Raw genomic sequence first — 25,817 nt, 5'->3', positions numbered from 1 at the left:
ACGACGGAATCCTGAGAAAATCGCAAAGGGAGCGGGTCTCCTGGATGGATTCGGTGTGGCGTTTTTTTTCCTCCGTTAAGGTGGCCGTCTATTTGATCGGGATCACTTTGCTGGGCGCGACTTTGGGAACGGTGTACCCGCAGGAAAACACTTTTATGAACATAGACCCGGCCGTGTACTATGAGGCCACCTATGGTACGCTCGGGAAAATCTATTATATGCTGGGACTCTCCCATACTTATGAATCTTGGTGGTTTCGCACCCTGCTGTTCATGATTGGCACCTCACTCGTCATCTGCTCATTGGACCGGGTGCTGCCTCTGTACAGGGCGCTGAACAAGCAGCAGATCCGCAAGCATACCCAGTTCCTTTCCAGGCAAAAAATAGCTTACTCAGGTGATCTGCCGTTTGAAGGGCTGCAAGGGTCCGGCTTCACTGAAGAAGACGGGGCGCGCTGGACGGAAGGAATGGCCAAGCAGCTGCGCAAGATGGGTTACAGGGTACATACAGACGGCACGGCTCTGCTGGCGGAGAAAAACAGATTCAGCCGCTGGGGACCGTATATTAACCATATCGGACTGATCATTTTTCTGCTCGCAGCTTTGGCGAGGGGCATTCCCGGCTGGCATATGGACCAGTATGTGTCCGTGCTTGAGGGCCAGACGGTGAAGATACCGAACACCTCGTATTATATTAAAAATCAAAAGTTCACCATAGACTTCTACACCGAGAATGAAATGAGCGAAAAGTTCCGGAAGACAGAGAAGGAAGTCCCCAAGCTTTATGAAACCAAAGCGGTACTGTACAAATGCACAGCCGTTTGCGATAATGCCAGCCAGGATCCTCAGCTTGAAGAGGTTGCGCGGCATAATATTCTCGTCAACCAGCCGCTGGATTACAAGGGGTTAATGGCCTACCAATACGATTATAAGCTCAGCCCGGTGCTTATTTCAGTGACGCCTACCTTGAAGAATAAAGAGACCGGACAGGCCTACGGTTCCTTTACTTTGAATATGGGCAAACCGGAGGACCAATATACGGCGGGTGAGTACAGCTTGAAGCTGAAAGGGTACTTCCCGGAGTTTGGACTGGACGGTAAAGGAACGCCGGTCACGAAATCGAATGAAGCGAAAGCGCCTGCATTTATTTTCAACATTTCGGGGCCGGGACTTGCCGAGGGTGGGGAGCCGTATATTTACTTCCCGAGGCAGGTGGACAAGGTAAATTTCCGTCAGGACGATCTGAACGGCAAGCTCGCCCAAACATTGGATATTTCCGTTGATTCCATGGATAAGGTAAAGTTTGCCGAATATACGACTTTCCTCAATATCCGTGTAGACCGCGCGATTCCTTTTATCTGGACAGGCGCGGCGATTTCCATGGCCGGATTGATCATGGGCTTCTATTGGCAGCACCGCAGGATTTGGCTGCGCGTGGACGGCCGCCGGTTAACCTTGGGAGCGCATACGAACAAGAACTGGTTCGCCATCCGTAAAGAGGTGTCCAGCGCGCTTGAGAAAACCGGAATCCGGGTGAACGCCAAAATATTAGAAAGAGGGCGGCAACAGTGAACTCGACGTATGACGGCAGTGTTTTTCTATTGATCGCGTTTGTGCTCTATAATCTAGGCTTTCTTTTATTCGTCCTGACCATAACAGGAAAAAAGTGGAATCATGGAAATCCCGAGCGGCATGAGAGAAAATGGGGGCGTGCCGCTTTTACGGTTTCCGCGGCGGGGTTCTTGTGCCACCTGATTTTCTTTTTTAACCGCTGGTACACGGGAGGCCATATACCGACCAGCAATATGTACGAATTTATGACCTTCCTCGGAATGATGACTATTTTTGCCTTTATTGTGGTTTATCTTCTCTACCGGACCCCGGTCATCGGTGTGTTCGCCCTGCCTGTGGCCGTAATTATCATTGCGTACGCCTCCGTCTTTCCGGGTGAGGTGCAGCCGCTTATTCCCGCGCTTCAAAGCTACTGGCTGAAAATTCATGTCACGACGGCCGCCACGGGGGAAGCATTCTTCGCAGTCGGCTTCGCCGGAGGGCTGATGTACCTTCTGAGGAGCGTGAACTACGCAGGCGAAACCGCGGCGGACCGGAAGGAACAGCGATGGCTGGAGTTTACTTTGTTTTTCATAATCATTATTATTGGATTTGTGGGATCGATCTTCGGATTTAACGCCGCGGGGTATCGGGCTGAATTCCACAAGCAGGTGACGGTACAGCAGGACGGAAAGCCCGCGGAAATCACCGAAAAATCCGTTTATGTTCTGCCGCCGCTGATCAAGTCCTACGGCAGCGAGCAGATAGAGATGAAGCCGTTCCTTGGCATGACGGAGCCGATTCTCGGCCAGACGCCGGGCTGGATGAAAGGGGCGCAGGCCGGAAGGAAGCTGAACACCGTCATTTGGTCCGTTCTTAGCGGCATCGTGCTGTATGCGCTGCTGCGCTTGATTGCCCGCAAACCGCTTGGAGCGGCGATTTCTCCGCTGCTTAAGGGGATGGATGGCGAAGATCTGGACGAAATTGGTTACAGGGCGATCGCTATCGGCTATCCGATCTTTACCTTGGGTGCACTCATTTTTGCGATGATTTGGGCTCATGAAGCATGGGGAAGATTCTGGGGATGGGATCCCAAGGAAGTGTGGGCTCTTATTACCTGGCTGTTCTATGCGGTGTATCTTCACCTTCGGTTATCGAAAGGCTGGCAGGGCAAACGCTCCGCATGGATGTCCGTGATCGGCTTCCTCGTGGTCATGTTTACTTTAATCGGTGTAAATTTAGTTATCGCAGGATTGCATTCTTATGCTGGAGTCTAGGAGTGAGCAGATGATTGAGATGAATTCCACCATTCTGGTAGTTGATGATGAAGAGCGCATCCGGCGCTTGTTAAGGATGTATCTTGAGAAAGAAGGCTATGTGATCGATGAAGCGGAAGACGGGGAGACCGCGCTTCATAAAGCGTTAGACCAGGACTATGACCTGATTCTGCTGGATGTGATGCTCCCCGGGATCGACGGTGTCGAAGTCTGCCAACGGCTCCGCCAGGTGAAATCAACCCCGGTTGTGATGCTGACGGCCAAAGGGGAAGAAACGAACCGGGTGCAGGGCTTTGAGGTAGGTGTGGACGATTACGTGGTCAAGCCGTTCTCTCCGCGTGAAGTGATCTACAGGGTGCGTGCCATCCTGAGGCGCTCATCCGCCACCGCGTACCTGTCCAAAGATATCAACTCCGGCAACAACATCGTCTTTCCCAACCTGATAATCGAACATGACGCGCACAGAGTGACCGCCGGAGGGCAGGAAATCGCTCTGACTCCCAAAGAGTATGAGCTCCTCCATTATTTGGCGGTATCTCCCGACAAAGTATTCTCACGGGAAGAGCTGCTGAAAGATGTATGGAACTATGAATTTTTCGGCGATTTGAGAACAGTGGACACGCATGTGAAAAGGCTGAGGGAAAAGCTGAACAAAGTATCACCGGAAGCGGCGGGCATGATTACGACAGTGTGGGGTGTCGGTTACAAGCTAGAGGTGCCGAAATAAGTGTTTATTTTCCGCACGATCGTAGGGAAGCTGTGGTTGACCATCATCGCGCTTGTCGCCGTTGTTCTGCTGGCCTTGGGCTTTTTTCTCACGCAATATATCCAGAAGGATTTTTCAAAATACCAGCATCAAACCGAGAACCTGGTCGCGCTGGGCTCTAAAGTGGCTGTGGAGGTCTCCCAAAGGCTTGACGACCCGAAATACCATGACCTGGTCAATGAGCTGCTGAGCGCCCAGAACGCCCGCTTAATCATTCTGGGTGCGGATTACAATGAAATGTTCAACGGTTCCGGCAAAGGGCAGTCAGTGCTGCACGCGACGGATTTATTTACCGTGAACCAGCTCAGGGAAGTGTTTAAAGGCGCGACAGTCGACAACGGAAACGCCGCACAGGAGCAGAAGCACACGGAAGATTTTCTCGCAGTGGCCGTGCCGATGAAGAATGCCAAAGCCGACGTCACGGCTGCGGCGATTATCTACCAATCTCTATCGTCGATGAAAATGACGCAGCACTATATCATCCGGCTGTTTGCGTACACTTCTGCTATCGGATTTCTGCTGACGACCTTTTTCGCTTTTTTCCTGCTGACCCAAATCACTCAGCCTCTGCAGCGTTTAAGGAAGGCGGCGGATCTGATCACCGTGGGGCAATTCGGCACGAGAGTGAAGATGACCTCTAACGACGAGATCGGCGAGCTCAGCAACACCTTTAACCATATGGCGGAGCAGCTTGAGGAGAATATTAAGGATCTCAGCCATGAAAAAGAGAATCTCGTCAGCATTCTAAGGAGCATGACGGACGCGGTTATCACATTCGACGCCCGCGGTTCTGTCGTACTGACCAATCCGCCGGGCGAGAAGGTGATACGGGATTGGGGCGAGATCGAGTGGATTCCCGGAGGGGAGGGGAAGAGCGCCAGTGCTGAACAAACGGTGCCTGAACCGCTTCTTCACTTGTTTCACACGTTGGTGGCGGAAGCCAAAGAGGAATTGACCTACAAGCTCCATGTACAGAATGAGGTCTGGTCTATTGTTATGGCGCCTCTATATTCCAACACCCAGCTGCGGGGAGCCGTCGCCGTGCTCAGGGACGTCACGGAGGAGCACCGGCTTGACAAGCTTCGCAAAGACTTTGTAGCAAATGTGTCCCATGAGCTTCGGACGCCGATTTCCATGGTCCAGGGCTACAGCGAGGCATTGATGGACGATATTGTGGAATCGCCCGAGCAGAGGATGGAGCTGGTCCAGGTGATCCATGACGAATCGCTGCGTATGGGCCGGCTGGTCAAGGATCTGCTGGATCTCGCACGGATGGAATCGGGGCACATGATGATGAATATGCGGGAAGTGGACGTCGACGCTCTGATGAAAAGGATGTACCGGAAATTCACGGTGCTTGCCAGAGAGCAGAAGATCACGCTGTCGTACAACGTAACCTCACCCGATCTGAAGCTGGAGCAGGCAGACGAAGACAGGCTCGAACAGGTGCTTACCAACCTTCTCGACAATGCTTTCCGGCATACTTCTCCCGGAGCGACGATCACCATGAAAGCCGCCCCGGCGTTATTCAAAAGCAAACCAGCCGTCCTGCTGGAAGTGACCGATCAAGGAAGAGGCATTCCACAGGAAGACCTGCCATACATCTTTGAGCGCTTTTACAAAGCGGATAAAGCCCGAACGAGGGGGTCCGGCGGAGGAACGGGCCTAGGGCTCGCGATTGTCAAAAACATCATTGAAGCCCACCAAGGCTCGGTGGATGTAAAAAGCGAGATAGGGCAGGGGACCACGTTCTCCATCCTGCTGCCATTGAGATTAAACGAGGCATGAAATAACACGCGTAAAAAGAGCGATCCCTTCTAAAAGGAATCGCTCTTTTTAACGGCTGCCTGCCGGCCGGCCCCAAACCTCATCCGATTCACGCTTTCAGTCGGACCGGTAAATTTTTGTTGAAAAAAAAGTTTAAATCTTGTTGTTCGTGAAACAATTGTGCATTTTTTGGTGAATTTAGTCTAAACGGACAGCAGTTGAATGTTTTTCAAATCAGGGAACTTGGCCAGCTCGGCAATCACTTCTTTAGGCGCGGGCTTGTCGGTGGAAAGCACCATGATGGCGGAGCCTCCGAATACTTTACGGCCGACCTGCATGGTCGCGATGTTGACGTCATTCTTACCCAGCAGCGTGCCCACATGGCCGATGATACCGGGTTTGTCGTTGTGGGAGATCAGCAGCAGATGGCCTTCCGGCGCCACGTCGACAGGATATTGGTCAATCTGCACGATTCTTTCTCCGTATCCGGAGAGCAAGGTGCCTGCCGCCGATTTTACCTCATTCTTGGTTTTTAAGGTCAATGTTACAAGGTTGGTAAAGCTTTTGGATGCGTTGGACTGCTGGGTGGTGACATTGATTTCACGTGTTTTGGCGATATGCATCGCATTAACCAGGTTTACGGATTCCATCGCATTGGAAAGCACGCCTTTGACAATAGTGCGGGTCAATGGCAGAGTATCCACGTCAGCCAGATCTCCGGAGTACGCTACGACGATTTCCGAGATCGCGCCTTCGATCGTTTGGCCCAGGAAGCGGCCCAGCTTCTCGCCCAGCGTAAAGTAAGGCTGCAGCTTGCCCATCAACTCCGCAGGGACAGGAGGCATGTTCACCGCGTTCTTGAACGGTTCATTCCTTAAGATATGGAGCACTTCCTCGGACACGTCGATCGCCACGTTCTCCTGGGCTTCGACAGTGGAGGCTCCGAGGTGGGGGGTGACGATAATTTTCGGGTTGTTAAGGAAAGGATGGTCCGGCGCGGGCGGCTCCACTTCAAATACGTCGAAGGCAGCGCCTGCGACTGTACCGGCTTCGATCGCTTCTACAAGCGCCATCTCGTCAATAATGCCTCCGCGCGCGCAGTTGATGATGCGTACGCCCTTTTTCATCAGCTCAAATTGTGGGCGGGCGATCAGGTGTCGTGTTTCCTTCGTGAGCGGAGTATGAACAGTGATAAAGTCTGCTTTCGCGGCAATCTCGTTCACCGTTGCCAGCTTCACACCCATTTTCTCCGCGCGCTCTCCAGTCAGGAAAGGATCATAGCCGATCACTTCCATGCCGAACACTTTGGCTCGTTTGGCCACCTCGCTGCCGATCCGGCCCATGCCGAGAATACCCAGCACTTTATTGCGCAGTTCTACGCCGACAAATTTGCGGTCCCATTCGCCGGAAACCGTCTTTTTGTAAGCTTGGGGAATGCTGCGGGCAATAGACATCATCATAGCGAATGTCAGCTCGGAGGTGGCGATCGTGTTGCCATCCGGGGCGTTGATTACGACAATTCCGCGTTTGGTGGCGGCATCAAGGTTAATATTATCTACGCCGACTCCCGCGCGTCCCACCACTTTAAGCCGGACTGCCGCCTCCATTACACGCTCGGTAACTTTGGTCTGGCTGCGGACGAGCATGGCATCATAGTCTGCGATAATGGAAATGAGCTCCTCCTCAGGCAACGTATTGCGTTTGTCCACCTCGACGTCCTCTGCGTCGTAAAGCTTTTGGATTCCTAAATCACTGATTGAATCGAGCACCAGCACTTTAAACAACATGGTTTCTTCCATCCCCTTTGTTTTTAATTAATTCTTCCCCGCCACAGCAAAAAACTCTCAATCCCCATACATATTCCGTATGAAAGGGACGAGAGTTCATCTTCGTGGTGCCACCCTAATTCACTGTCGTTTGCACGCGCAGCCTCAATGGTCTGTCGACCGGGAAAGGTAACGGTATCCTGCCGGCAACGGCTACTCCCCTGAGGATTCGCCGCTGCAACTCTGGAGTGCTCCGCGTAAATCCAACCACCGGTTCACACCAGCCACCGGCTCTCTGTATGTCATTCTTACGCTTGGCTCCGTCAATGCTTATCGCACTATGAATTTGTTTCAATTTAACATGCCGCGGGAAAAAGTGTCAATACGGGAAGCAAAAATAACCGCTGCTGCTCAGTTTGGTTCACACAATCTTCATAAAGCTGTCACGTAAAATTGGCCCCAAGCGGACACCGTCAATCTTTTCACTTGATCAAAGTGCGATTTTTCGATATTCTTTCAACAAGAATCGATTGCGGCGCTGAGGCGGAAAGGAGTCGGGAATATGGCTCACAAACAGATCCAACCGGCGGAATTTATGAAGATGTATGAATCCGGAGGCCTGGACGACGCAGTGGTGATAGATGTGAGGGAGCCTGTCGAGTGGGAATATTATCATCTTGAGGGGATGGAGCTTATCCCTGTGAACGACATTCCGGACAGGCTGCAGGACATACCTGAAGACCTGCCGGTTTACGTTGTTTGCGCTCATGGAGTTCGCAGCGAAGCGGTGTGCAGGTATTTGTCGAACCAAGGGTACCGGAATTTGGTCAATGTCGAAGGCGGTATGGCTGCTTTATCCTCGTTTAGAGGGTTCCAATACGACTGACGGCACGGCATTTGAACCTATGTGGCGGAAAGGGCTTTTAAGTGAAAAAATTTAATATTAAATTTCGAAGAATAAACGCCGCAGACCTGGATGAACGTACGATTTTGCTCAATTTATATATAACGCAGGGGGCCGTGCTGCTTCTTGCGGTCATCATTATTTTGTTTCAGGGCGGACGGTTTGCGGATAAATTTATTGTCCAGGACTGGCCGCCGGTGATCGGATGGGGCTTGGCTTTTGCCGCGGTTGTTGTTGTAGTGGACGTTCTCATTTCAGGCTGGGTCCCCGAAGACGTGACAGACGACGGCGGAATCAACGAGCTGCTTTTCCGGTCGAGGCCTTTGTGGCAGATTGCCCTCTTGTCGCTGGTCGTCGCTGTCTGTGAAGAGCTGCTGTTTCGGGGAGCGATTCAAGCGGCATGGGGGCCCTATTGGACGAGCATCTTCTTCGCCGCCATCCATTTCCGGTATTTGAGGCATTGGCTCATGACGGGAATGGTTTTCTGCATCAGTTATGGATTAGGCTGGATTTACATTCATACCGGAACTCTGTGGACAGCTATTTTGGCCCATTTTGCAATTGATTTCGTGATGGGATGTATAATTCGTTACAGGAGGGAATCTTAATGCGCAGTACTAAAAACAAGCAGCAACAGAACCCTGACGATCAGAAGGATGACCACTTCCTGCCGCCCAGAAAAACGGTTCACCCTTCGGAAAAAGCCAAGCTGGTGAAGATTTTTTACAGTTCGCTGATCCTGCTGTTTGTCGCCTTGACCGTTTGCTTGTTTTTATGGGGAGCCAGACATTCCTGACCTTTTTTTGAATTAAGCTATGTTAAATGTTGATATTTGCAATATACAAAATTGCGCTCTCTGTTCGCTTTGGGATGTCGAAGAAATGGATTCCGAAACTGGTATGCTGTCATGGATGCTTCGAAAAGACTTTCAGCAGCATTAAAGGGCTTCAGCGGGTGGAGCCATGATGCGTAAGCGGCGTAGCCCAATCCCCTCTGTTAACTCGCTTCAGGCTCGATAGCGTACGGATCGACAAAAGTATATCCGGCTTCTTCCATTTTGGTCAGCAGCTCATCGAGAGCCTTGACGGTCCAGGGCAGCTCGTGCATAAGGATATTGCTGCCAGGATGCAGCTGCTTCATCACGCTGGCTATGACCAGTTCGGGAGACTGCTTGGTGCTCGCGTCCCAATCGAGGGAACCGTTGGACCAGGTCATGAACAGCATGCCTTGATCCTTGGCCACCTTCTTGACATAGTCGCCGCCGGAACCGAAAGGGGGCCTGAAGAATCGGGGAGCCTCGCCGGTGAGCTCTTTTACTTGGTTCACTACATCTCCGATTTGCTTGTCGACCTTCTCGTTAGTTTCTTTTTTCAGGTCGATGTGATCCCAGGAATGGTCGCCGATCACCTGGCCGTGGTCGTGAATCAGCTTCAGCAGCTCAGGCTTTTGCTTCACGCGGTACCCGTTCACAAAGAAAATGGCTTTGGCTTTATGCTTTTCCAAAGTGGCGATCAAAGATTCATTCATTTCCTTTTCCTTGGGACCATCGTCAAAAGTTAACAGCGCAACCTTCTTGTCGCCGTTCGGGTCGTTGGGCACGATATCATAGTTCTTGTTCATGTGATATTCCTTCTTGACTTCAGCGGGAGCGACCTTGGCAGGAGCGGGGACCGCCGCGGGCTCTGTTTTGGGCTGCTGAGCGCCTGCGCCGCCCTGATCCTTGGTCCCTTGTCCGCCAGACGGAGCGGATCCGGTGTCGCCATTAGCGGGCTGGGAGGATTGAGCAGCGGAAGGTGGGGAGGCGGCGGGTGCTGTGCCGGATTGGCCGCAGCCCATTAACAAGGCGGTCATAAATAGGACGATGGCGGTTTTATTCATAATTATGATCCCCTTTGCGGTTGGTTTCAATTTCTGGATTGCTTTTCCTATTTTAACACAACTTTTGGCGGTATCCGCAACTCTTTATGTCGAACGTTCCCGGTTTTCCCGTATTTTACGATGCATGTGTTCATTTCGTCAGGAGAAACTAAGGTCGAGAAAACGAAAGGAGGATGTACAAATGCGCACAACCAGTTTCTTGTTGGGAGCCTTGGCCGGCGTGACCGCAGCTGTGTACCTCGGCAGAAACCGAAACATGCGCGTCATGCTGAACGGCCTGCGTGACATGGACGCTGATCAAATGTTCGGGAAAGCGAAAAATTTCGCAAACAACATGATGCAGAATTCCTCTCATTCCGACCATAAAGCTAAAGACGCGGGCGGCGATCTGGGAAAAGTAAAGGACATCGTCCAGCAGGACAGCCACTTAAAGCATCATGTGGATGAAATTTTATCCGAAAATAATCGGCCTGCTTCCATGAAGCAGTAACTCGTTCGTTTTCTTGTCTTTCGGAAAGCACATCTTCAGACATTTCTGAGGGTGTGTTTTTTGACATTGTAGGATGGGTTTCTGTTTTTGACATTGTCAGAAAGTTTAAAATTTAGAGAGCGTACGGTTTCTGTTTTTGGCATTGTAAAAATATAAATTTAGGTAGCATATGGTTTCTATATTTCAGCATATCTTTTCTGGTGGTTTGTTTTTTGTCCCAACAGAGGTTGGAATCCCGTACTCGTTCCCTCCCCACGCGCAAACGTATGGGTTGGCACCAAAAATGACCGCCAGGGTGTGCTGTTCCTGACGGTTTTTCTTGTGTTTTTTTAGCTTGAGTACAAGCCCTGCAACGATTTTTGGCCCTTTTTTAGTGCAAAACGTTTAAAAAAATGATAACATGGTATATAAGCATAATACTATACAAGCTATACACATTTTACCGTTCTTTTTCATATGGTAATATTAGAAAGTCTTTGAATAAGGGGGATCCTGTCATGAAAATTGAGCGTTTGAGTACGGATAAGATTAGGATTTTCCTTACATTCGACGATTTGATGGAGCGCGGTATACAGAAGGAAGATATGTGGAGGGAAATTCCGAAAGTCCACGAACTGTTCAGTGAAATGATGGACCAGGCATATTCGGAGCTCGGGTTTGACCCGTCGGGCCCGCTTGCCGTAGAAGTGTTCGCTATGCCGGCGCAGGGGATGGTCGTTATCGTCACCCGCGGCAAGCTGGACATTCACCATCACCAGGACGGTCTCGATGAAGAAGAGGATCTGCCGGAAGAAGTGTTCGAGATGGAAGTGACTATGGAGCAATCAGACTTGATCTCTTATGTATTCTTTGATTTCGAGGATCTTATTCGCGCCGCTAAAGTACTGTCCACCATGCTTCCTGAAGGCGGCGTGCTCTACTCCTATAAAGATAAATGGATTCTGCATTTAGATCCGCTCGATATGGAAGAAAGTCGATACCAGGCATTGATCGCCGTGCTTTCCGAATTTGGCGAAGCCGCATCGGTAACCAAAGCAGTCCTGGAAGAGTACGGAAAGACGGTTATAGAAGGCAACGCAATCCAAGTATTATGCCAACATTTTCAATAAGAGAAAGAAGCTTCTCAAAGCATCTCAAAAACATTTGTTTTTGGCGGGTGCTTTTTTCTCGTTGTATGGACCCAGCATTTTTATGTTTTATTAAAGAGGGGGACAAGCTAAATTAAACGTTTGGATTTTACAAATTGAAGAGGTGTACCCAAATGGCTGAAAATATGAACGTACTGACATCCACCCAGTTGGTGATAGAGGAAGCCCTGCACAAACTGGGCTACGGCAATGAGATGTATGAACTGCTGAAAGAGCCGATGAGGGTATTGACCGTGCGGATTCCCGTGAGAATGGACGACGGAAGCATGAAGCTTTTCACCGGATACAGAGCCCAGCACAATGACGCGGTCGGGCCCACCAAAGGGGGAGTCCGGTTTCATCCAGACGTGAACGAAGACGAGGTTAAGGCGCTGTCGATCTGGATGAGCCTGAAATGCGGTATTGTAGATCTTCCATATGGCGGAGGTAAAGGCGGTATAATATGCGATCCGCGCAACATGTCTTTAAGCGAGCTGGAGCGGCTCAGCCGGGGCTATGTCCGTGCGATCTCGCAGATTGTGGGGCCGACCAAGGATATTCCCGCGCCTGATGTCATGACCAACTCCCAGATCATGGCCTGGATGATGGATGAATACAGCCGTATACGTGAATTTGACTCTCCTGGCTTCATCACAGGCAAACCCCTTGTACTCGGCGGATCCCATGGACGCGAGACGGCTACGGCCAAGGGAGTGACCATCATGATCGATGCCGCGCTCAAGAAGAGAAGCATCGATGTACTGGGTGCCAGAGTCGTTATCCAGGGCTTCGGCAACGCGGGAAGCTACCTGGCCAAATTTATGCATGAAAAAGGGGCGAAAGTCATCGGCATCTCCGACGCTTACGGGGGGCTCCACGACCCGGCGGGCCTGGATATCGATGATTTGCTGGACCGCCGGGATTCGTTCGGCACGGTGACCAAGCTGTTCAAGGATACCATTTCCAATAAAGAACTGCTCGAGCTGGAATGCGACATTTTGGTGCCGGCCGCCATTGAGAACCAGATCACTCTCGAGAACGCCGAGCGGATCAAAGCGGGCATCGTCGTAGAAGCCGCCAACGGCCCTACAACCTATGAAGCGACAAAGGTCCTGACACACCGCGGCGTGCTGCTAGTCCCTGACGTACTCGCCAGCGCAGGGGGCGTGGTGGTCTCCTACTTTGAATGGGTGCAGAACAACCAGGGCTATTACTGGACGGAGGAAGAAGTTCATACAAGACTAAAATCAGTTATGGAAAAAGGCTTCGAAAATGTCTATAATATACATGATACCAGAAAAGTAGACATGCGCCTGGCCGCTTATATGGCCGGTGTCCGCAAGACTGCGGAAGCCGCCCGTTTCAGGGGCTGGGTTTAAAATAACGTTTTCAGTTGAAAGGAGGGCAATAGATGAATGTCCTGTCTTTAATGATGGCGGCTATTGCCCCTGGTTTTGCGCTTCTTGCTTATTTCTATCTCAAAGACCGGTATCACTCGGAGCCGTTGCAGCTGGTAGGCAGGTTGTTTATTTTCGGTGTGCTTATTGTATTTCCGGCGATCGTGCTACAGAGGGCGTTGACCGCCGGATTGGGGCACAACACCTGGGTGCTGTCTTTTCTTATCTCCGCTGGACTGGAGGAATTCCTCAAATGGTTCGTGCTGTATTTCGTCATTTATAAACATACCTCGTTCGACGAGCCTTATGACGGGATTGTTTATGCGGTTGCGGTATCCATAGGGTTTGCCACCGTGGAGAATATTTTTTATGCGATATTTGAATCGAGGGATTTTTCGTCGCTGCTCCTGCGCGCGCTGCTTCCGGTTTCAGGCCATGCGCTGTTCGGGGTGATGATGGGATACCGGCTTGGCAAGGCAAAGTTTAACAAAGACAAGGAAAACCGGTATCTGCTCATGTCGCTGCTGCTTCCTATCGTATGGCATGGAGCTTTCGACTTTATTCTGCTCGCACATACGACTGACTGGGAATGGTACATGATCCCGTTCATGGGGCTGTTGTGGCTGCAAAGCATGTGGAAGGTCGAAAGGGCCAACGCGGTTTCGCCTTACCGCACTTTATTTAGGGAAGACAAGGTTAAAATCTGAAATTCTTGTCCATACTGGGTAATATCTTACCGAACTTATAAGCGGAGGTTGCCCGATGGCAGAGACGCGCGTGAAAGTGAAAATTCGCTGCAATCAATGCGGGGAGCGGTTTACGCTCCGCGGCAGACGGGACAAGGGGCGGGTGGATACGGGGTTCAAACAGTGTATCTGCGACAACCGCAGCGATTTTGAAATCGAAACGGAATCGTTCTGATCAAGAAGCCTTCGGGCTTCTTTTTTTGCTGTTTATCGGGAACCGGCTGAAAAGCTTCGTTTTGCGGTACGGCTTCCAATTGGAGATGCATAAACTTCCTTTCTTCAACGAAAGATAACAGCAACGTTAGGAAATGAAAGGAGTTATCGACATGTACGCGCGTTTAAGCGGAATTCTGTTTCCCATTGCTTTAGTGGTTTTGGTAGCTGTGGTGTTCTGGGGGTATAAGGAGCATCAGGACAAGAACTCGGTGCTCATCAAGGCGGAGAATCAGTACCAGCGGGCTTTTCACGATCTCTCTTTTCACATGGACCGGCTGCAGACAGAGCTTGGCAACACAATGGCTGTGAACTCCACCTCCAATGACTTTTACAGGAAAAGACTGGTTAATGTATGGAAGTTGACCAGCGAAGCCCAGAACGAGGTGGGCCAGCTTCCTCTCACTTTATTGCCGTTCAGCAAAACGGACGAGTTCCTGACCAAGATCGCCAACTTTACATACCAAACCGCGGTACGCGATTTGAGTAAAACCCCTTTGGACGAAAATGAGGTGAAGACACTCCATTCGCTGTACGACCGTTCCAAAGAAATCTCACAGGAGCTGAGGAATGTCCAGACCAAAGCGCTTGCGAACAATCTGCGGTGGATGGATGTCGAGATGGCGGTCGCCACGGAAAACACCAAGGCGGATAATGCTATCATCGACGGATTCCGTACAGTGGACAAGAAGGTGGGCGATTATCAGGACCTGAACTGGGGACCTTCCATGACCGGCTTGTTTGAAGCACGGAACGCGAAGGCTCCTGCGGGTTTGGATGTTTCCGCTGAGGAAGTCAAGCAGAAAGCCGCCCAGTTCCTGGATATCGGCAATGCCGACTATCTTCAGGTGAGGGAGAATGGAGCCGGAACGGAGTACAATACCTTCACAGTTTCCGCAAAGGACAGCAGCAAGCCAGGCGGTTTCCAGCTGGATTATACGAAAAAAGGCGGGCATCTGGTCTCGTTCACAGGCAACCGCGATTTAGGGCCGAAGACGTTGACCATAGAGCAGGGCCGTGAAATAGCGCAAGCCTTCCTCGAGGAGAAGGGCTATAAAAATTTACAAGCGGTAAACTATGACGAATACCATAACTCGGCAGCCTATACCTTCGTCAAAAAAGAAGGCGGCGTGCTCGTTTTTCCTCAGAAGCTGGCTGCCAAAGTGGCATTGGACAACGGGGAAGTCGTGGGCCTGGAAGCGAGGGACTATATCTACAATGAAAAGGACCGCAAGCTCGCGGCGCCGAGGCTGACAGAAGAGCAGGCAAGAAAATCGATTTCCAAGGATCTGCAGATTACGGACACTTCCAGGGTAATCATCCGCAACGATCTGGAACAAGAGGTACCGTGCTATCAGTTCATGGGCAAAATAAAAGGAACTTTGTACAAGCTGTACATCAACTCGGACACCGGCGCGGAAGAGAAGATCGAAACCGTGGGGCCGGTGGAAACCGAAGGCCAGCATTAATGGGGAGCAAGGGCTACGTGACAGCGACGGGAAGAAGCAGGAAGAAGCGGGCAATCCCGTTTCTTCTTTTTTTTTTCTGCAGACAGCGCCTAAGAAAGAATGTGATAGCCGGGTTACAAAAGCTTCCTAAAATCCGCTGCCGTGATATAATGGAAAAGGATTGGACAAAATCTTCCGCGCCGCCACCCATAACTTCAAGGAGGTGCATGCTTGTGCTGCCCAAAATAAATCAGGTGCTACATATCAATCAGCTTTCAACCAATGAAGAGGAATCGAGGAAAGAATATAAAAGCAGAATCGCCGATCTCACGGAATTTTACATAGCGATGGAAGTGCCCCTTGACGAAGAAACGGGAAAGCTCAAAAGACTTCAACCCGGCGAAGAGCTGTCCGTCTATTATACTTCGGAAGCCGGCGTGAAGAATTGTTTCAATACGTCCGTGATCGGGATTAAAGACGATGTCATCCGTCAGGTGCTTATCCAAAAACCGGCTCCCGAATCCATTACCAAAATTCAAAGACGCAGCTTTCTGAGAGTCCAGTCGCAATTGGAGATAGCGGTGCAGTATGGCAGCCATATTCATTTTGTGTCGCTCACGGAGGATGTCGGCGGAGGCGGCCTTTCTTTTGTTTGCGACGGCCATATCCCCCTTATGGTGCAGTTTCAGCTGTCATGCTGGCTGCTCGTTTCCTATAAAAACGGCAGCATCGAACATATCCCTTTCAAGGGCTCGATCGTCAGGATCAAAGCTCTGGAAACAGGCAAGCAGCTGGTTATGCTCAGTTTCGATGAAATTTCGGACAGGGACCGGCAGCTGATCGTCCGTTTTTGTTACGAAAGGCAAATGGATTTCCGCAAAAAATAATGCATAGCATCCGACCCGACCGCACAAAATACAGCCATTATCTGTAAAAGGGGCGTAGAGCGGGTTGGAAAAGAAAGACACGGAGGAATATGAGGCAATATTCGTCAGGTTTTCCGATACGGCGGAAAAGATGCTGAAGACCCTGCTCATCGGATTAGCCGTTCTTCTGCTGCTGGGCCAGGGGCTTCTCCTTTACCAGCCGGTGCGCGGTCTGCTGACGGGAATAGACCGTTTAGAGGGCACGCCGCTGCATTATAAAAATTAGCAGCATCTTGTTTATAACCCGGTGTTTCCGTTTATTAGAAAGTGAGTGTGCTTTTGCATCATATGTCTTAGTGTGGTATAATTTTCAACGTTGCAGGCTTGACCTGCCTTTTAAAATGAACGTCGAAAGACGTTTTTCTTGTTAGGTTTGGGCTCCCTTCAAAGTCACCGGATCTCTTCGTAAGCGTTATGTCACTTTAGGGGGTCGTTTTGTTCATCATAGAGGCTCGGGAGGAAGTTGTTTGAAATACAATATAGCTATAGACGGACCTGCCGCAGCCGGCAAGAGCACGATAGCCCGACTGGTCGCCAACGAATTGGGCTTTATTTATGTAGATACCGGGGCTATGTACAGGGCAGTCACATGGAAGGTCCTTAAACAGGGCATCTCCTGCGACGACAGGGCATCAGTTATCGAATTGGCCCGCGAGACGGACATACGGCTGCTTCCCGGCGCTGTGCCGCAGGTTTACGTCGACGGCAGCAATGTGACCGACGAGATCCGCTCGCCGATCGTGACGTCCAACGTGTCCTATGTGGCCGCGATCGGCGAAGTGCGAGAACTGCTTGTCGCCAAGCAGAAGCAGCTGGCCTCCGCCAAAGGAGTCGTGATGGACGGCAGGGACATCGGCACCCAGGTCATTCCCGATGCGGAAGTGAAGATATTTATGACTGCCAGCGTCAAGAAGAGGGCTGTGTGGAGGTTTATGGAGCTGCAGGCCAATCATCCGGAAATCACGCTGGAGCAGCTGGAGCAAGACATCGCTCGCCGCGACAAGCTTGATCAGGAACGAGAGGTTTCGCCGTTAGTCCGCGCCGAAGACGCCATCCTGCTGGACAGCACGGATTTGACAATCCCCCAGGTGGTACAGAGAATCCTGGAAATATGCAAATCCAGGGCAGGCGGAGGGCTGTAGCAGATGATCTATCGTTTAATCAGAGCGTTCTTTCGGATATTCTTTGCGGTGCTCTACCGCTGGAAAGTGATCGGGCTCGAGAATATCCCTGACACCGGACCGGTAGTTCTATGCTCCAACCATATCAGCAACCTGGATCCTATGCTGGTGGCCGCTCCGCTTGCGAGAAAAACCCACTTTATGGCTAAGGCCGAGCTGTTCAAGTTCGCTCCCCTTCGCTGGCTGCTTCATCACATGGCCGCTTTTCCGGTCAAGAGGGGCGGAGTCAGCAAGGAGTCGATCAAGCTGGCGCTGCAGCTGCTCAAAGACGGGAACGTGATGGGGATTTTCCCGGAGGGAACCCGGGGCGGAGGCATGGGAAAGAAAGGCGCCGCCATGTTGGCTCTCCGCTCCAACGCCGCCGTCATACCGACTGCGGTCGTGGGCAAGTACAGACTGTTCTGCCCGATTGTGGTCCTATACGGACAACCGGTCGACTTGTCCGAATTCGCGGAAGCGGGCTCCGACCAAATGGAACTGGCTACCGAGAAGATCATGGGCACCATTCGCGGGATGGTAGAGCAGTATAAAACAGGCGGCGTCAAGTAAAGAATGGAAATCCGCTATTGTACTTATAATACTTAATGTGCAACGTGTTCAACTGCGCTTTTCAAGCAGATAACATATATCAATTAATGGAGCGGCTTGAACTGGCAGGGCAGCGAGCCTGACTTTTTGAGCGTAACTAAGGAGGTAATGTAGATGTCAGATGAAACGAACAACGCACTCGAATCCCAAACTACAGGAGCTAATCCCCAAGAATCCGAAGCTGAAGAAAATCAGCTTTCGATGGACAATGTGACCACGGTTAAGAAAGGTGACATCGTCAAAGGGAAGATCGTCAAAGTGGAAAACGACCAAGCGTTAGTAGACATTGGGTACAAATATGAAGGTACGCTTCCTTTGAAGGAAATTTCCTCCGTTCAGTTGGAAAATGCTTCTGACGCACTCGAAGTCGGACAAGAGCTTGAACTCAAGGTGCTCAGCATCAATGACGGCAAAGAGACGTTGCTGTTGTCCAAACGCGCCGTTGACAGCGAACAGGCTTGGGACAAGATTCAAGGCCAGATGGAAAGCAAGGAAATCATCGAAGCGAAAGTCGCCGAAGTTGTAAAAGGCGGTTTAGTTGTCGATATCGGCCTCAGAGGGTTTGTTCCGGCTTCGATGGTGGAACGCCACTTCGTTGAAGACTTCAGCGATTACAAAGGGCGCACGCTTAAGCTTCGCGTGAAGGAAATCGACCGAGAGAAGAATAAGGTCATCCTGTCGCAGAAAGATGTCCTGGATGAAGAGTTCGAAGCGAACAAGAAGGAAACTATGGCGAACTTGTCCGTAGGCCAAGAGCTGGAAGGAACCGTGCAGCGGCTGACCCAGTTCGGCGCTTTTGTGGATATCGGCGGCATCGACGGCCTTGTCCATATTTCCGAAATGGCTTGGCACCATGTGGAACAGCCTTCGGAGGTCGTGAAAGAGGGCGATAAGGTGAAAGTAAAAATCCTTAAGCTCGATCCAGAAAACGACCGTATTTCGCTCAGCATCAAAGCGACCCAGCCGGGTCCATGGCAGCAGGCGGCTCAATCCTTCAAGTCCGGTGATATTATAACCGGAACCGTGAAGCGTCTCGCATCCTTCGGGGCTTTCGTAGAGATCGCTCCGGGCGTTGAAGGTCTGGTGCATATTTCACAGATCGCGCACCGTCATATCGCCACTCCTCAAGAAGTGTTGAAGGAAGGCCAAGAGGTACAGGTGAAAGTACTCGATTTCAACCTGGATGAGAAGCGCGTATCCCTGAGCATCAAGGAAACGGAAGAAGCTCCGGCAGCCGAAGCCAAGCCGGAAAGAGAGAGACAGCCCAGGGAGCACAGGGAAAGACAGCCTAGACAGCAGAACCACAGCAAAGAAATCGAAGGTAACGAGAACGTTTCTCTGAACAACCAAGGCATGAGCTTGACGCTCGGCGAACGCTTTGGCGATAAATTAAGCAAGTGGAAATAAGAACCGGTTTTTGGGAGTCGGCGGATCCTTCATAAGGGTCCGCCGATTTTTTTTGAAAATTATAGTAAGTATAAATTTGGGGAGCTTGAGGTGTCCTTTTTTCAATGGCCCGACATTGGTTTCAAAGGGTCTATTGGAAATGTAGAGGATTTAATGGGCGTTGAATATATGTTAACTCATGTATCCTGAGCATTACAAAGGACTGTGCTGGACAAGGGGCCGTTAATACAGAGTAAAAAAGGGATAATTCCGCATACTAATAAAAATTCCCGCTGAATAAGCAAACATAGGAGAATTAGATGAATCCCGGGTATTTATCTCTTATTCTGATATCGGTGATCCTCATCCTGCTGGCGAGCGGTTGGAAAGATATCCTGATCAAAGGCGCCACCCATAAAGCGCTTATGTTGTTCTTTATTTCCTGGTTTACGAGTTTATCCTTCACGGTCCACGCAGGCACAGCGAAGATCAATCTTGTATTTGCAGTCATTGCGCTGTGGAGCAGCGCTTTGGCAGCAAAGGCGGGAGGGATGCTTTATAAGCTGCATCTTCTGTCGGCCGGGCTGCTGCTGGGGTCGGTATATTTTTTGCTGAAGGAATTGTCCAACGATCTGTTATTTATTTACACCGCTCCTCACCTGGATGCGGCTGCGGCGCTCGCTGTGTTCGCCTTTCTGCTGAACCGGAGCCCAATACACCAAGTGGTTGTAATATCGCTGGGATTTATAACAGGTGAGCTGTATTACAGCTTTTTTCATTATCATGAAATGCCTGTTGTGCTGGGGGAACCTCGGTTTCTTGACCAATATTGGCTTACCCTGTTTGCCGCCAGGATGCTGACTCTATCTCTGCACACGGCAGTAAGAGGGTGGCACAAGGCGATGAATTATATAACGGAGCGGAAGGAGGGCTTGAAAGAGAAATGAATCTCGCGATTCTATTTCACAGCAGCTATACGGTAGGAATCATCGTCGGTTTGTTCTTCGGTATTCTCACTCGTATATTTTCTCTTCGTACAGACTACAGGCAGTACCCTACTTACCCTCACGGCAAAATCATCCATGTGTCTCTCGGAGTCATTGCCGCAGGGCTGGGCGCTGTCGCCGTCCCTTCTTTGCTCGAAAAAAATTATGTGGCCGTCACTTTTCTCACCGTCGCCGCACAGCAGTTCAGGGATGTACGGAACATGGAGCGGCAGAGCTTAACGCAGATCGACTCCGAAGAGCTGGTAAGGCGCGGCGCCTCTTATATTGAGGGGATTGCTATGGTATTCGAGGGGCGGAACTACATGGTTATCTTCACTTCTTTGCTCGCGAGTCTGTTCAGTGTCCTGTTCGGTTGGATATGGGGCGCTGTGGCTGGCGTGGCGGGCATTCTCATAAGCATGATTTACAAATCCGGCCAATGCGTGGACCATATCGCCGAGGTGACGCCGGCAAAAGTAAGGATGGAGGGACCGAATCTCTATGTGGACGATATTTATATCATGAACATTGGTTTGGAGAAAAGCCAGGAAGTAATCCTTGAGCATGGAATGGGATTGATGGTAAAACCAAAGAACAGGGACAGCAGGGTGACACTTGCCAATCTTGGCCAGCGGCAGGCCATGCTGCACGACCTGTCCGTTATTCTGGGCGTTTACCGTGATTCCGGAGAGCCTTCCCTCATGCCGTTGGCCAAACTGGATTTAGACAGCGGCAGGCTGGGGGTTTTCATTCTTCCGGTAAATAAGGATATGGACACTGCACTGAGAACGCTTAAAAAAGTGCCTGTCCTGGAAAACGCTGTACGTATGCCGACAGAATCGGGAGCTGTGAAATAAATGGATAAGACTGTAAACAGCATATTGGCCGTTGTGGCGTTAAGGAAAGAGGATGTGGCTGGAGGAGCGCCGATTTTTTTGGTTCCGAATAAGGAAGAACAGCAGACGACAGCTTTTTTACTGGAAAAAATTCTGGATGCGACGGCGCACGATTTGAACAACGGAACTTTTATTCTTGTGAAGCATTAGGATCAGAAATTTCGTCTTAATGGTCTCGAGATGCATGAAAAAATTAGCCAACCACTCGCTTTTTTGTTATGATGTACAAGTAAAATTTTCTAATCGAGCTGTAAATTTAAGGAGTGAACCGGATGGCAAGACCCATCGTGGCTATAGTCGGACGTCCTAATGTCGGCAAATCGACCATATTCAACCGCATTATCGGCGACCGTCTGGCCATTGTTGAAGATAAACCGGGAGTCACCCGGGACCGTTTGTACGGAACGGCGGAATGGCTGGATAAACCTTTCAGTGTCATTGATACGGGAGGCATAGAGATCGAAGGCGAAGACGAGATTATGAAATCCGTCAAAGCGCAGGCGGAGCTCGCAATCGAAGAATCGGACGTGATCGTCTTTATGGTGGATGCCAAGGCCGGAGTCACCCCCGCGGACAGCGAAATCGCCCAGCTGCTGTTCAGAGCCAATAAACCGGTCATTCTTGCGGTGAACAAAGTGGATAACTTGAAGCGCCAAGACGAAATTTACGAGTTTTACAGCCTGGGATTCGGCGATCCGATCGGCATTTCCGGCGCGCACGGCTTGGGAATCGGGGAACTGCTGGATGAGATCGTAGAGCATTTTCCTGAAACCGACGATGTCGACTACGGAGAGGATGTTATCAAAGTGGCTCTGATCGGCCGCCCGAACGTCGGCAAATCTTCTCTGGTCAACGCGATCCTGGGAGAGGAAAGGGTCATTGTCAGCAACATTGCGGGGACGACCAGGGACGCCATTGACACTCCTTTTGAAAAAGACGGCCAAAAATACGTCATTATCGATACCGCCGGCATGCGCAAACGCGGCAAGGTTTATGAAACGACCGAGAAATACAGCGTAATGCGGGCGATGAAGGCGATTGAGCGCGCCGATGTGGTGCTTGTGCTGTTCAACGCGGAAGAAGGGATTATCGACCAGGACAAGCATATCGCTGGTTACGCCCATGAAGCGGGTAAAGCGGCGATTTTTGTAGTTAACAAGTGGGATGCTGTGGAAAAGGACGACAAAACGATGCAGCTGTTTACCCAGAAGATCCGGGATCACTTCCTGTTCATGACGTATGCCCCGATCGTGTATTTATCCGCTTTGACCAAGCAAAGGCTGCAAAAACTGCTGCCCGTCGTCAATCAGGTCTCGGAAGCGCACAGCATGAGAATCGCCACGCATATGCTGAACGATATCGTCATGGACGCGATTGCCATCAATCCTCCTCCGACAGATAAAGGAAAGCGGCTGCGGATCAATTACGTGACGCAAGTGGCTGTAAAGCCGCCCACACTGGTGTTGTTCGTTAACGAACCGGAGCTGATGCACTTCTCCTACGAACGCTACCTGGAAAACAAGATCCGCGCCGCCTTCAATTTTGAGGGTACTCCTATCCGCATGTTTACCCGCAGAAAATCTGATGATGAATAGGAGCGATGGTTTTCGTGAATTATGTACTGCCCATGGTGATCGGATATTTGCTTGGATCCGTCAGCTTTAGCCTGCTGATCGGCAAATTTTCTAAAAATATCGATATACGCAAGCACGGCAGCGGAAACGCGGGGGCGACCAACACTTTGAGAGTACTCGGAGTAGGTCCGGCCATCGTTGTTTTGTTATTGGATGTGCTTAAAGGAGTGGCGGCGGTATGGCTCGGCCGCAGCTTGAGCAATGGGGCGGTTTGGCCGGTTATTCTAGCCGGCCTCTGTGTCATCATCGGGCACAATTGGCCTGTTTTCTTCGGCTTCAAAGGAGGCAAAGGCATTGCCACAACGATAGGCGTGATGGTGACGCTCTGTCTTGTACCTTCCCTCCTCGCCGGAGCGGTTGCCATCCTCGCCGTTGTCCTCACACGCTATGTCTCTTTGGGATCGCTCCTGTTTACCGGACTTTTACCTATTATGCTATGGCTTACCAACAGCCAGGGAGAGCTTCTCATTGCGAGCGTCATAGTTGCCGTCTTTGCTTTCTATAAACACCGGAACAACATAAGGAAGCTGATTCAGGGCAAGGAAAACAAGCTGGGGGTCAAGGCTTCCAATTAGCCGTACATAGCATTCGATAGAAAGAATAGAGCCGAGAAAGAATGGGGGATGAATCGTGCGCAAAAAGGTTTCGGTTTTTGTCGCGGGTTCTTGGGGGACCGCACTCGCTTCAGTTCTTGCCGACAATCAGTGCGAAGTGGCGCTGTGGACCCGCAGCCCCGATCAGGCCAAGGAAATAAACGAACTTCACAGCAATGTCAGGTTTCTGAAGGACATCCAGCTGTCAAGCCGAATTAAAGCGACTGATTCGATCCAGGAGGCTGTGGAAGGAGCCGAGGCCGTTATTCTGGTTGCCCCTTCCGGCAGCATGGGGGAAGTGGCAGCAAAGCTCAGCCCGCTGCTGAAAGAAGACGTCCTCCTGGTCCATGCGACCAAAGGCTTTGAAATGAATACACTGCAGCGGATGAGCAGAGTTATAGCCGATGCGATGCCTCATTACGATTCGAGTAATATTGTCGTCCTCTCAGGTCCCAGCCATGCGGAAGAGGTTATCCAGAAATGCCCTACGACCGTTGTAGTGGCCTCGGAAAACCACAGTGCCGCGAAGCAAGCCCAGGAATTGTTCATCAACACGTATTTCCGCGTATACACCAACCCTGACATATCGGGCGTGGAGGTGGCCGGGGCATTGAAGAATATTATCGCCTTGGGGGCCGGTCTTTCGGACGGCCTTGGCTTCGGAGATAACGCCAGAGCTGCTCTGATCACGCGTGGACTCGCAGAAATGGCCCGACTCGGCGTAGCGATGGGCGGCAGGCCGCTGACCTTTGCCGGTCTGGCCGGCGTCGGCGACCTGGTTGTGACCTGTACAAGCAGGCACAGCAGAAACTGGCGAGCCGGATATATGATCGGCCAAGGAAAAGCTCTGCAGGATGTGCTGCAGGAAATGGGGATGGTGGTGGAAGGGGTCAAAACGACAAAAGCCGCCTATACACTTTCCCGCCAGTATGGGATTGAAATGCCGATTGCCGATGAGCTTTATCGCGTGCTGTTCGACAATAAATCGCCGAAGCTCGCGGTTGAAGATCTTATGGGCAGAGGACCGACGCATGAGCTGGAGGAACATATCGACAAAGTCCATACGCAATGGTTCGGGAAGCCCGCACCTTAATCCCGCCCTGTTCATAGTATACCTTAGCAAAAGGCGCAACGCTTTTTCGTTAAGGAGGGTTGAGTGATGAGCGACAAAGACATGTCTAAAGACGTTCTCAATATCGTTAAAAAGAAAACTGGCAAAAGCGTTTCCCCGCAAGATATAAAACAAATCGCCAGCGGAGTAAAGCCTTCCACGGTACAGAGCGAAACCCAACTCCGCCAGCTGATTAAACAAGTATCCTCATTGGTGAATATCCCTGTATCCGAACAGCTTACTAAAGAAATTGTGGACGCGGTCAAGCAAAGCAACTTGAATCCCAACAACCTGGAACAGCTGATGAAAATGATGATGAAGAAGTAGCGAACCGGAAGGGCGCACTCACGTGTGCGCTTCCTTTTTTTTATATGATTGGAAATTATGATTTTCGGCAGATGTGGATAAAATGTTTATTGTGCGTAAGTGTTAAATACGTTCAACCGCGGCTTAAGTGTGGGTTTAGATACATTCAACCGTTAGGGAGATGTTGTTTGCAACCCAAATCCCCTTTAAAACCAAAAGCATGCGAAATAAGCTGCCGGAACTTTCCTTCACTTTGTGGGCCCCGTTTTCTCCTCCTTCTTTCCCAAAATCGGAACCGGATGATATAATCAAGGATGAATTACATAGTATTAGGAACCGGGAGACCAGGCAATGACTTCATTGGATAAAATGTGGATATCGTTTATCGCCATCGGCCTTATGGCGGGCTCTTCTCTTTTAATCTCTTTTGCCAGAGTGAAAACAAAAGGCTTCTTTAGATCCATATTATCGATTCTTGCTTTTATTTTATTGGTTATCGGTTTTGTTTATATGGTCGTTACGATCTTTTCGTAATATACAACCTAAGACGGAGCAGGAGGAACACCTTAATGTTGGAGTTGAAAGGGCGCCGGCGGACAAAAACCGTGGAACTGGAAACCGGCTTGACTATACTGGATTTGGCTTTGAAGAATGATGTGGATTGGGGCTTTTCATGTACAAGGGGGACATGTGCGAGATGCCGCTGCCTGGTGACGGATGGAGCGGGCTTTCTGACGGAACCGACCGAGGAAGAGCTTGTCCGGCTGGACGAAGAGGAAATCAAGGCAGGCTTCCGGCTCGGCTGCCAGGTTGCGGTAGAATCCGCCGGCCCGGTCTGCGTTACGTACAAGCCTTATTTTTAAAAAATGAATCCAATCAGC

The 25,817-nt window shown here is 50.6% G+C and carries 29 protein-coding genes and 1 other annotated feature; of the genes, 27 read left to right on the top strand and 2 right to left on the bottom strand.

Translation table 11 applies throughout. The annotated features are described in order from the left end of the window. The first annotated feature begins 44 nt into the window (after positions 1 to 44). From resB to ACZ5N7_RS07490, 4 genes are read left to right on the top strand one after another with little or no spacing between them, the layout of a single operon-like run. Positions 45 to 1,571: a cytochrome c biogenesis protein ResB gene (gene resB, locus ACZ5N7_RS07505; protein ID WP_464658483.1), complete on the top strand. Its 1,527-nt coding sequence runs from the start codon at positions 45 to 47 to the stop codon at positions 1,569 to 1,571. Further along, entirely contained in the window at positions 1,568 to 2,827 is a 1,260-nt protein-coding gene (gene ccsA, locus ACZ5N7_RS07500) for a cytochrome c biogenesis protein CcsA (RefSeq protein WP_464658482.1), read from the top strand. The genes resB and ccsA overlap by 4 nt, the downstream gene beginning before the upstream one ends. Before the next feature lie 10 nt (positions 2,828 to 2,837). Then, on the top strand, positions 2,838 to 3,554 hold the full coding sequence (locus ACZ5N7_RS07495; RefSeq protein ID WP_464658481.1) for a response regulator transcription factor: 717 nt from the start codon (positions 2,838 to 2,840) through the stop codon (positions 3,552 to 3,554). Continuing rightward, complete coding sequence (locus ACZ5N7_RS07490; protein WP_464658480.1) at positions 3,555 to 5,381, top strand: ATP-binding protein; 1,827 nt, start codon at positions 3,555 to 3,557, stop codon at positions 5,379 to 5,381. A gap of 182 nt (positions 5,382 to 5,563) precedes the next feature. On the opposite strand, the gene serA is transcribed toward ACZ5N7_RS07490, so the two are convergent. Continuing rightward, on the bottom strand, positions 5,564 to 7,144 hold the full coding sequence (gene serA, locus ACZ5N7_RS07485) for a phosphoglycerate dehydrogenase (RefSeq protein ID WP_464659183.1): 1,581 nt from the start codon (positions 7,142 to 7,144) through the stop codon (positions 5,564 to 5,566). Between the two features lie 84 nt (positions 7,145 to 7,228). After that, positions 7,229 to 7,462 (bottom strand) — a binding site (T-box leader). Positions 7,463 to 7,688: 226 nt separating this feature from the next. Between serA and ACZ5N7_RS07480 the strand changes: the two genes are divergently transcribed. The 3 genes from ACZ5N7_RS07480 to ACZ5N7_RS07470 are packed head-to-tail and all read left to right on the top strand — an operon-like array spanning position 7,689 to position 8,826. Further along, positions 7,689 to 8,012 (top strand): rhodanese-like domain-containing protein, encoded by a 324-nt coding sequence (locus ACZ5N7_RS07480; protein ID WP_464658479.1) that lies wholly within the window; start codon positions 7,689 to 7,691, stop codon positions 8,010 to 8,012. 41 nt (positions 8,013 to 8,053) lie between these two features. After that, positions 8,054 to 8,638 carry a CPBP family intramembrane glutamic endopeptidase gene (locus tag ACZ5N7_RS07475; RefSeq protein WP_464658478.1) on the top strand — a complete coding sequence of 195 codons (585 nt, stop codon included), beginning with the start codon at positions 8,054 to 8,056 and terminating at the stop codon, positions 8,636 to 8,638. Then, positions 8,638 to 8,826 (top strand): hypothetical protein, encoded by a 189-nt coding sequence (locus ACZ5N7_RS07470; protein WP_464658477.1) that lies wholly within the window; start codon positions 8,638 to 8,640, stop codon positions 8,824 to 8,826. The genes ACZ5N7_RS07475 and ACZ5N7_RS07470 overlap by 1 nt, the downstream gene beginning before the upstream one ends. A 200-nt stretch (positions 8,827 to 9,026) precedes the next feature. Here ACZ5N7_RS07470 and ACZ5N7_RS07465 read toward each other — a convergent pair whose 3' ends face one another. Next, entirely contained in the window at positions 9,027 to 9,908 is an 882-nt protein-coding gene (locus ACZ5N7_RS07465; RefSeq protein ID WP_464658476.1) for a polysaccharide deacetylase family protein, read from the bottom strand. A 181-nt stretch (positions 9,909 to 10,089) separates the two neighbouring features. On the opposite strand from ACZ5N7_RS07465, the gene ACZ5N7_RS07460 reads away from it, so the two are divergent. From ACZ5N7_RS07460 to ACZ5N7_RS07365, 20 genes are all read left to right on the top strand, one after another. Next, positions 10,090 to 10,398: a hypothetical protein gene (locus tag ACZ5N7_RS07460; RefSeq protein ID WP_464658475.1), complete on the top strand. Its 309-nt coding sequence runs from the start codon at positions 10,090 to 10,092 to the stop codon at positions 10,396 to 10,398. Positions 10,399 to 10,895: 497 nt separating this feature from the next. Further along, complete coding sequence (locus ACZ5N7_RS07455; RefSeq protein WP_464658474.1) at positions 10,896 to 11,507, top strand: genetic competence negative regulator; 612 nt, start codon at positions 10,896 to 10,898, stop codon at positions 11,505 to 11,507. Positions 11,508 to 11,659: 152 nt separating this feature from the next. Next, positions 11,660 to 12,904: a Glu/Leu/Phe/Val family dehydrogenase gene (locus ACZ5N7_RS07450; protein ID WP_464658473.1), complete on the top strand. Its 1,245-nt coding sequence runs from the start codon at positions 11,660 to 11,662 to the stop codon at positions 12,902 to 12,904. 32 nt (positions 12,905 to 12,936) lie between these two features. Then, positions 12,937 to 13,629, top strand: coding sequence for a glutamic-type intramembrane protease PrsW (gene prsW, locus ACZ5N7_RS07445; protein WP_464658472.1), 693 nt, complete (start codon positions 12,937 to 12,939; stop codon positions 13,627 to 13,629). A gap of 55 nt (positions 13,630 to 13,684) precedes the next feature. Further along, positions 13,685 to 13,843, top strand: coding sequence for a hypothetical protein (locus ACZ5N7_RS07440; protein WP_464658471.1), 159 nt, complete (start codon positions 13,685 to 13,687; stop codon positions 13,841 to 13,843). Between the two features lie 151 nt (positions 13,844 to 13,994). Continuing rightward, positions 13,995 to 15,350, top strand: a complete 1,356-nt coding sequence (gene ypeB, locus ACZ5N7_RS07435; RefSeq protein WP_464658470.1) for a germination protein YpeB — start codon at positions 13,995 to 13,997, stop codon at positions 15,348 to 15,350. Positions 15,351 to 15,556: 206 nt separating this feature from the next. Beyond that, positions 15,557 to 16,216 (top strand): flagellar brake protein, encoded by a 660-nt coding sequence (locus ACZ5N7_RS07430; RefSeq protein ID WP_464658469.1) that lies wholly within the window; start codon positions 15,557 to 15,559, stop codon positions 16,214 to 16,216. Positions 16,217 to 16,280: 64 nt separating this feature from the next. Beyond that, the gene (locus ACZ5N7_RS07425; RefSeq protein ID WP_464658468.1) at positions 16,281 to 16,481 is read left to right on the top strand and encodes a hypothetical protein; all 201 of its coding nucleotides are present in this window, start codon (positions 16,281 to 16,283) and stop codon (positions 16,479 to 16,481) included. Between the two features lie 241 nt (positions 16,482 to 16,722). Beyond that, entirely contained in the window at positions 16,723 to 17,397 is a 675-nt protein-coding gene (cmk, locus tag ACZ5N7_RS07420; protein ID WP_464658467.1) for a (d)CMP kinase, read from the top strand. Between the two features lie 3 nt (positions 17,398 to 17,400). Continuing rightward, the gene (locus ACZ5N7_RS07415; protein ID WP_464658466.1) at positions 17,401 to 17,985 is read left to right on the top strand and encodes a lysophospholipid acyltransferase family protein; all 585 of its coding nucleotides are present in this window, start codon (positions 17,401 to 17,403) and stop codon (positions 17,983 to 17,985) included. 153 nt (positions 17,986 to 18,138) lie between these two features. Continuing rightward, complete coding sequence (rpsA, locus tag ACZ5N7_RS07410; RefSeq protein ID WP_464658465.1) at positions 18,139 to 19,431, top strand: 30S ribosomal protein S1; 1,293 nt, start codon at positions 18,139 to 18,141, stop codon at positions 19,429 to 19,431. A gap of 299 nt (positions 19,432 to 19,730) precedes the next feature. Then, complete coding sequence (locus ACZ5N7_RS07405; RefSeq protein WP_464658464.1) at positions 19,731 to 20,357, top strand: YphA family membrane protein; 627 nt, start codon at positions 19,731 to 19,733, stop codon at positions 20,355 to 20,357. Next, the gene (locus ACZ5N7_RS07400) at positions 20,354 to 21,253 is read left to right on the top strand and encodes a YIEGIA family protein (RefSeq protein ID WP_464658463.1); all 900 of its coding nucleotides are present in this window, start codon (positions 20,354 to 20,356) and stop codon (positions 21,251 to 21,253) included. The genes ACZ5N7_RS07405 and ACZ5N7_RS07400 overlap by 4 nt, the downstream gene beginning before the upstream one ends. Further along, positions 21,254 to 21,442: a capping complex subunit for YIEGIA gene (locus ACZ5N7_RS07395; RefSeq protein WP_464658462.1), complete on the top strand. Its 189-nt coding sequence runs from the start codon at positions 21,254 to 21,256 to the stop codon at positions 21,440 to 21,442. 122 nt (positions 21,443 to 21,564) lie between these two features. Then, positions 21,565 to 22,887 (top strand): ribosome biogenesis GTPase Der, encoded by a 1,323-nt coding sequence (der, locus tag ACZ5N7_RS07390; protein WP_464658461.1) that lies wholly within the window; start codon positions 21,565 to 21,567, stop codon positions 22,885 to 22,887. Between the two features lie 5 nt (positions 22,888 to 22,892). Continuing rightward, positions 22,893 to 23,501, top strand: coding sequence for a glycerol-3-phosphate 1-O-acyltransferase PlsY (gene plsY, locus ACZ5N7_RS07385; RefSeq protein WP_464658460.1), 609 nt, complete (start codon positions 22,893 to 22,895; stop codon positions 23,499 to 23,501). Positions 23,502 to 23,556: 55 nt separating this feature from the next. Beyond that, complete coding sequence (locus ACZ5N7_RS07380; protein ID WP_464658459.1) at positions 23,557 to 24,612, top strand: NAD(P)H-dependent glycerol-3-phosphate dehydrogenase; 1,056 nt, start codon at positions 23,557 to 23,559, stop codon at positions 24,610 to 24,612. A 66-nt stretch (positions 24,613 to 24,678) separates the two neighbouring features. After that, positions 24,679 to 24,957, top strand: coding sequence for a stage VI sporulation protein F (locus ACZ5N7_RS07375; protein ID WP_464658458.1), 279 nt, complete (start codon positions 24,679 to 24,681; stop codon positions 24,955 to 24,957). A gap of 330 nt (positions 24,958 to 25,287) precedes the next feature. Next, positions 25,288 to 25,470, top strand: a complete 183-nt coding sequence (locus ACZ5N7_RS07370) for a DUF2768 family protein (RefSeq protein WP_464658457.1) — start codon at positions 25,288 to 25,290, stop codon at positions 25,468 to 25,470. Positions 25,471 to 25,505: 35 nt separating this feature from the next. After that, positions 25,506 to 25,799: a 2Fe-2S iron-sulfur cluster-binding protein gene (locus ACZ5N7_RS07365; protein WP_464658456.1), complete on the top strand. Its 294-nt coding sequence runs from the start codon at positions 25,506 to 25,508 to the stop codon at positions 25,797 to 25,799. Positions 25,800 to 25,817: the final 18 nt, after the last annotated feature.

It is taken from the genome of Paenibacillus sp. JCM 18996 (assembly GCF_055392555.1).
Note: the sequence above shows the minus strand (reverse complement) of the source record. Positions and strands in the feature narration are given on the sequence as shown.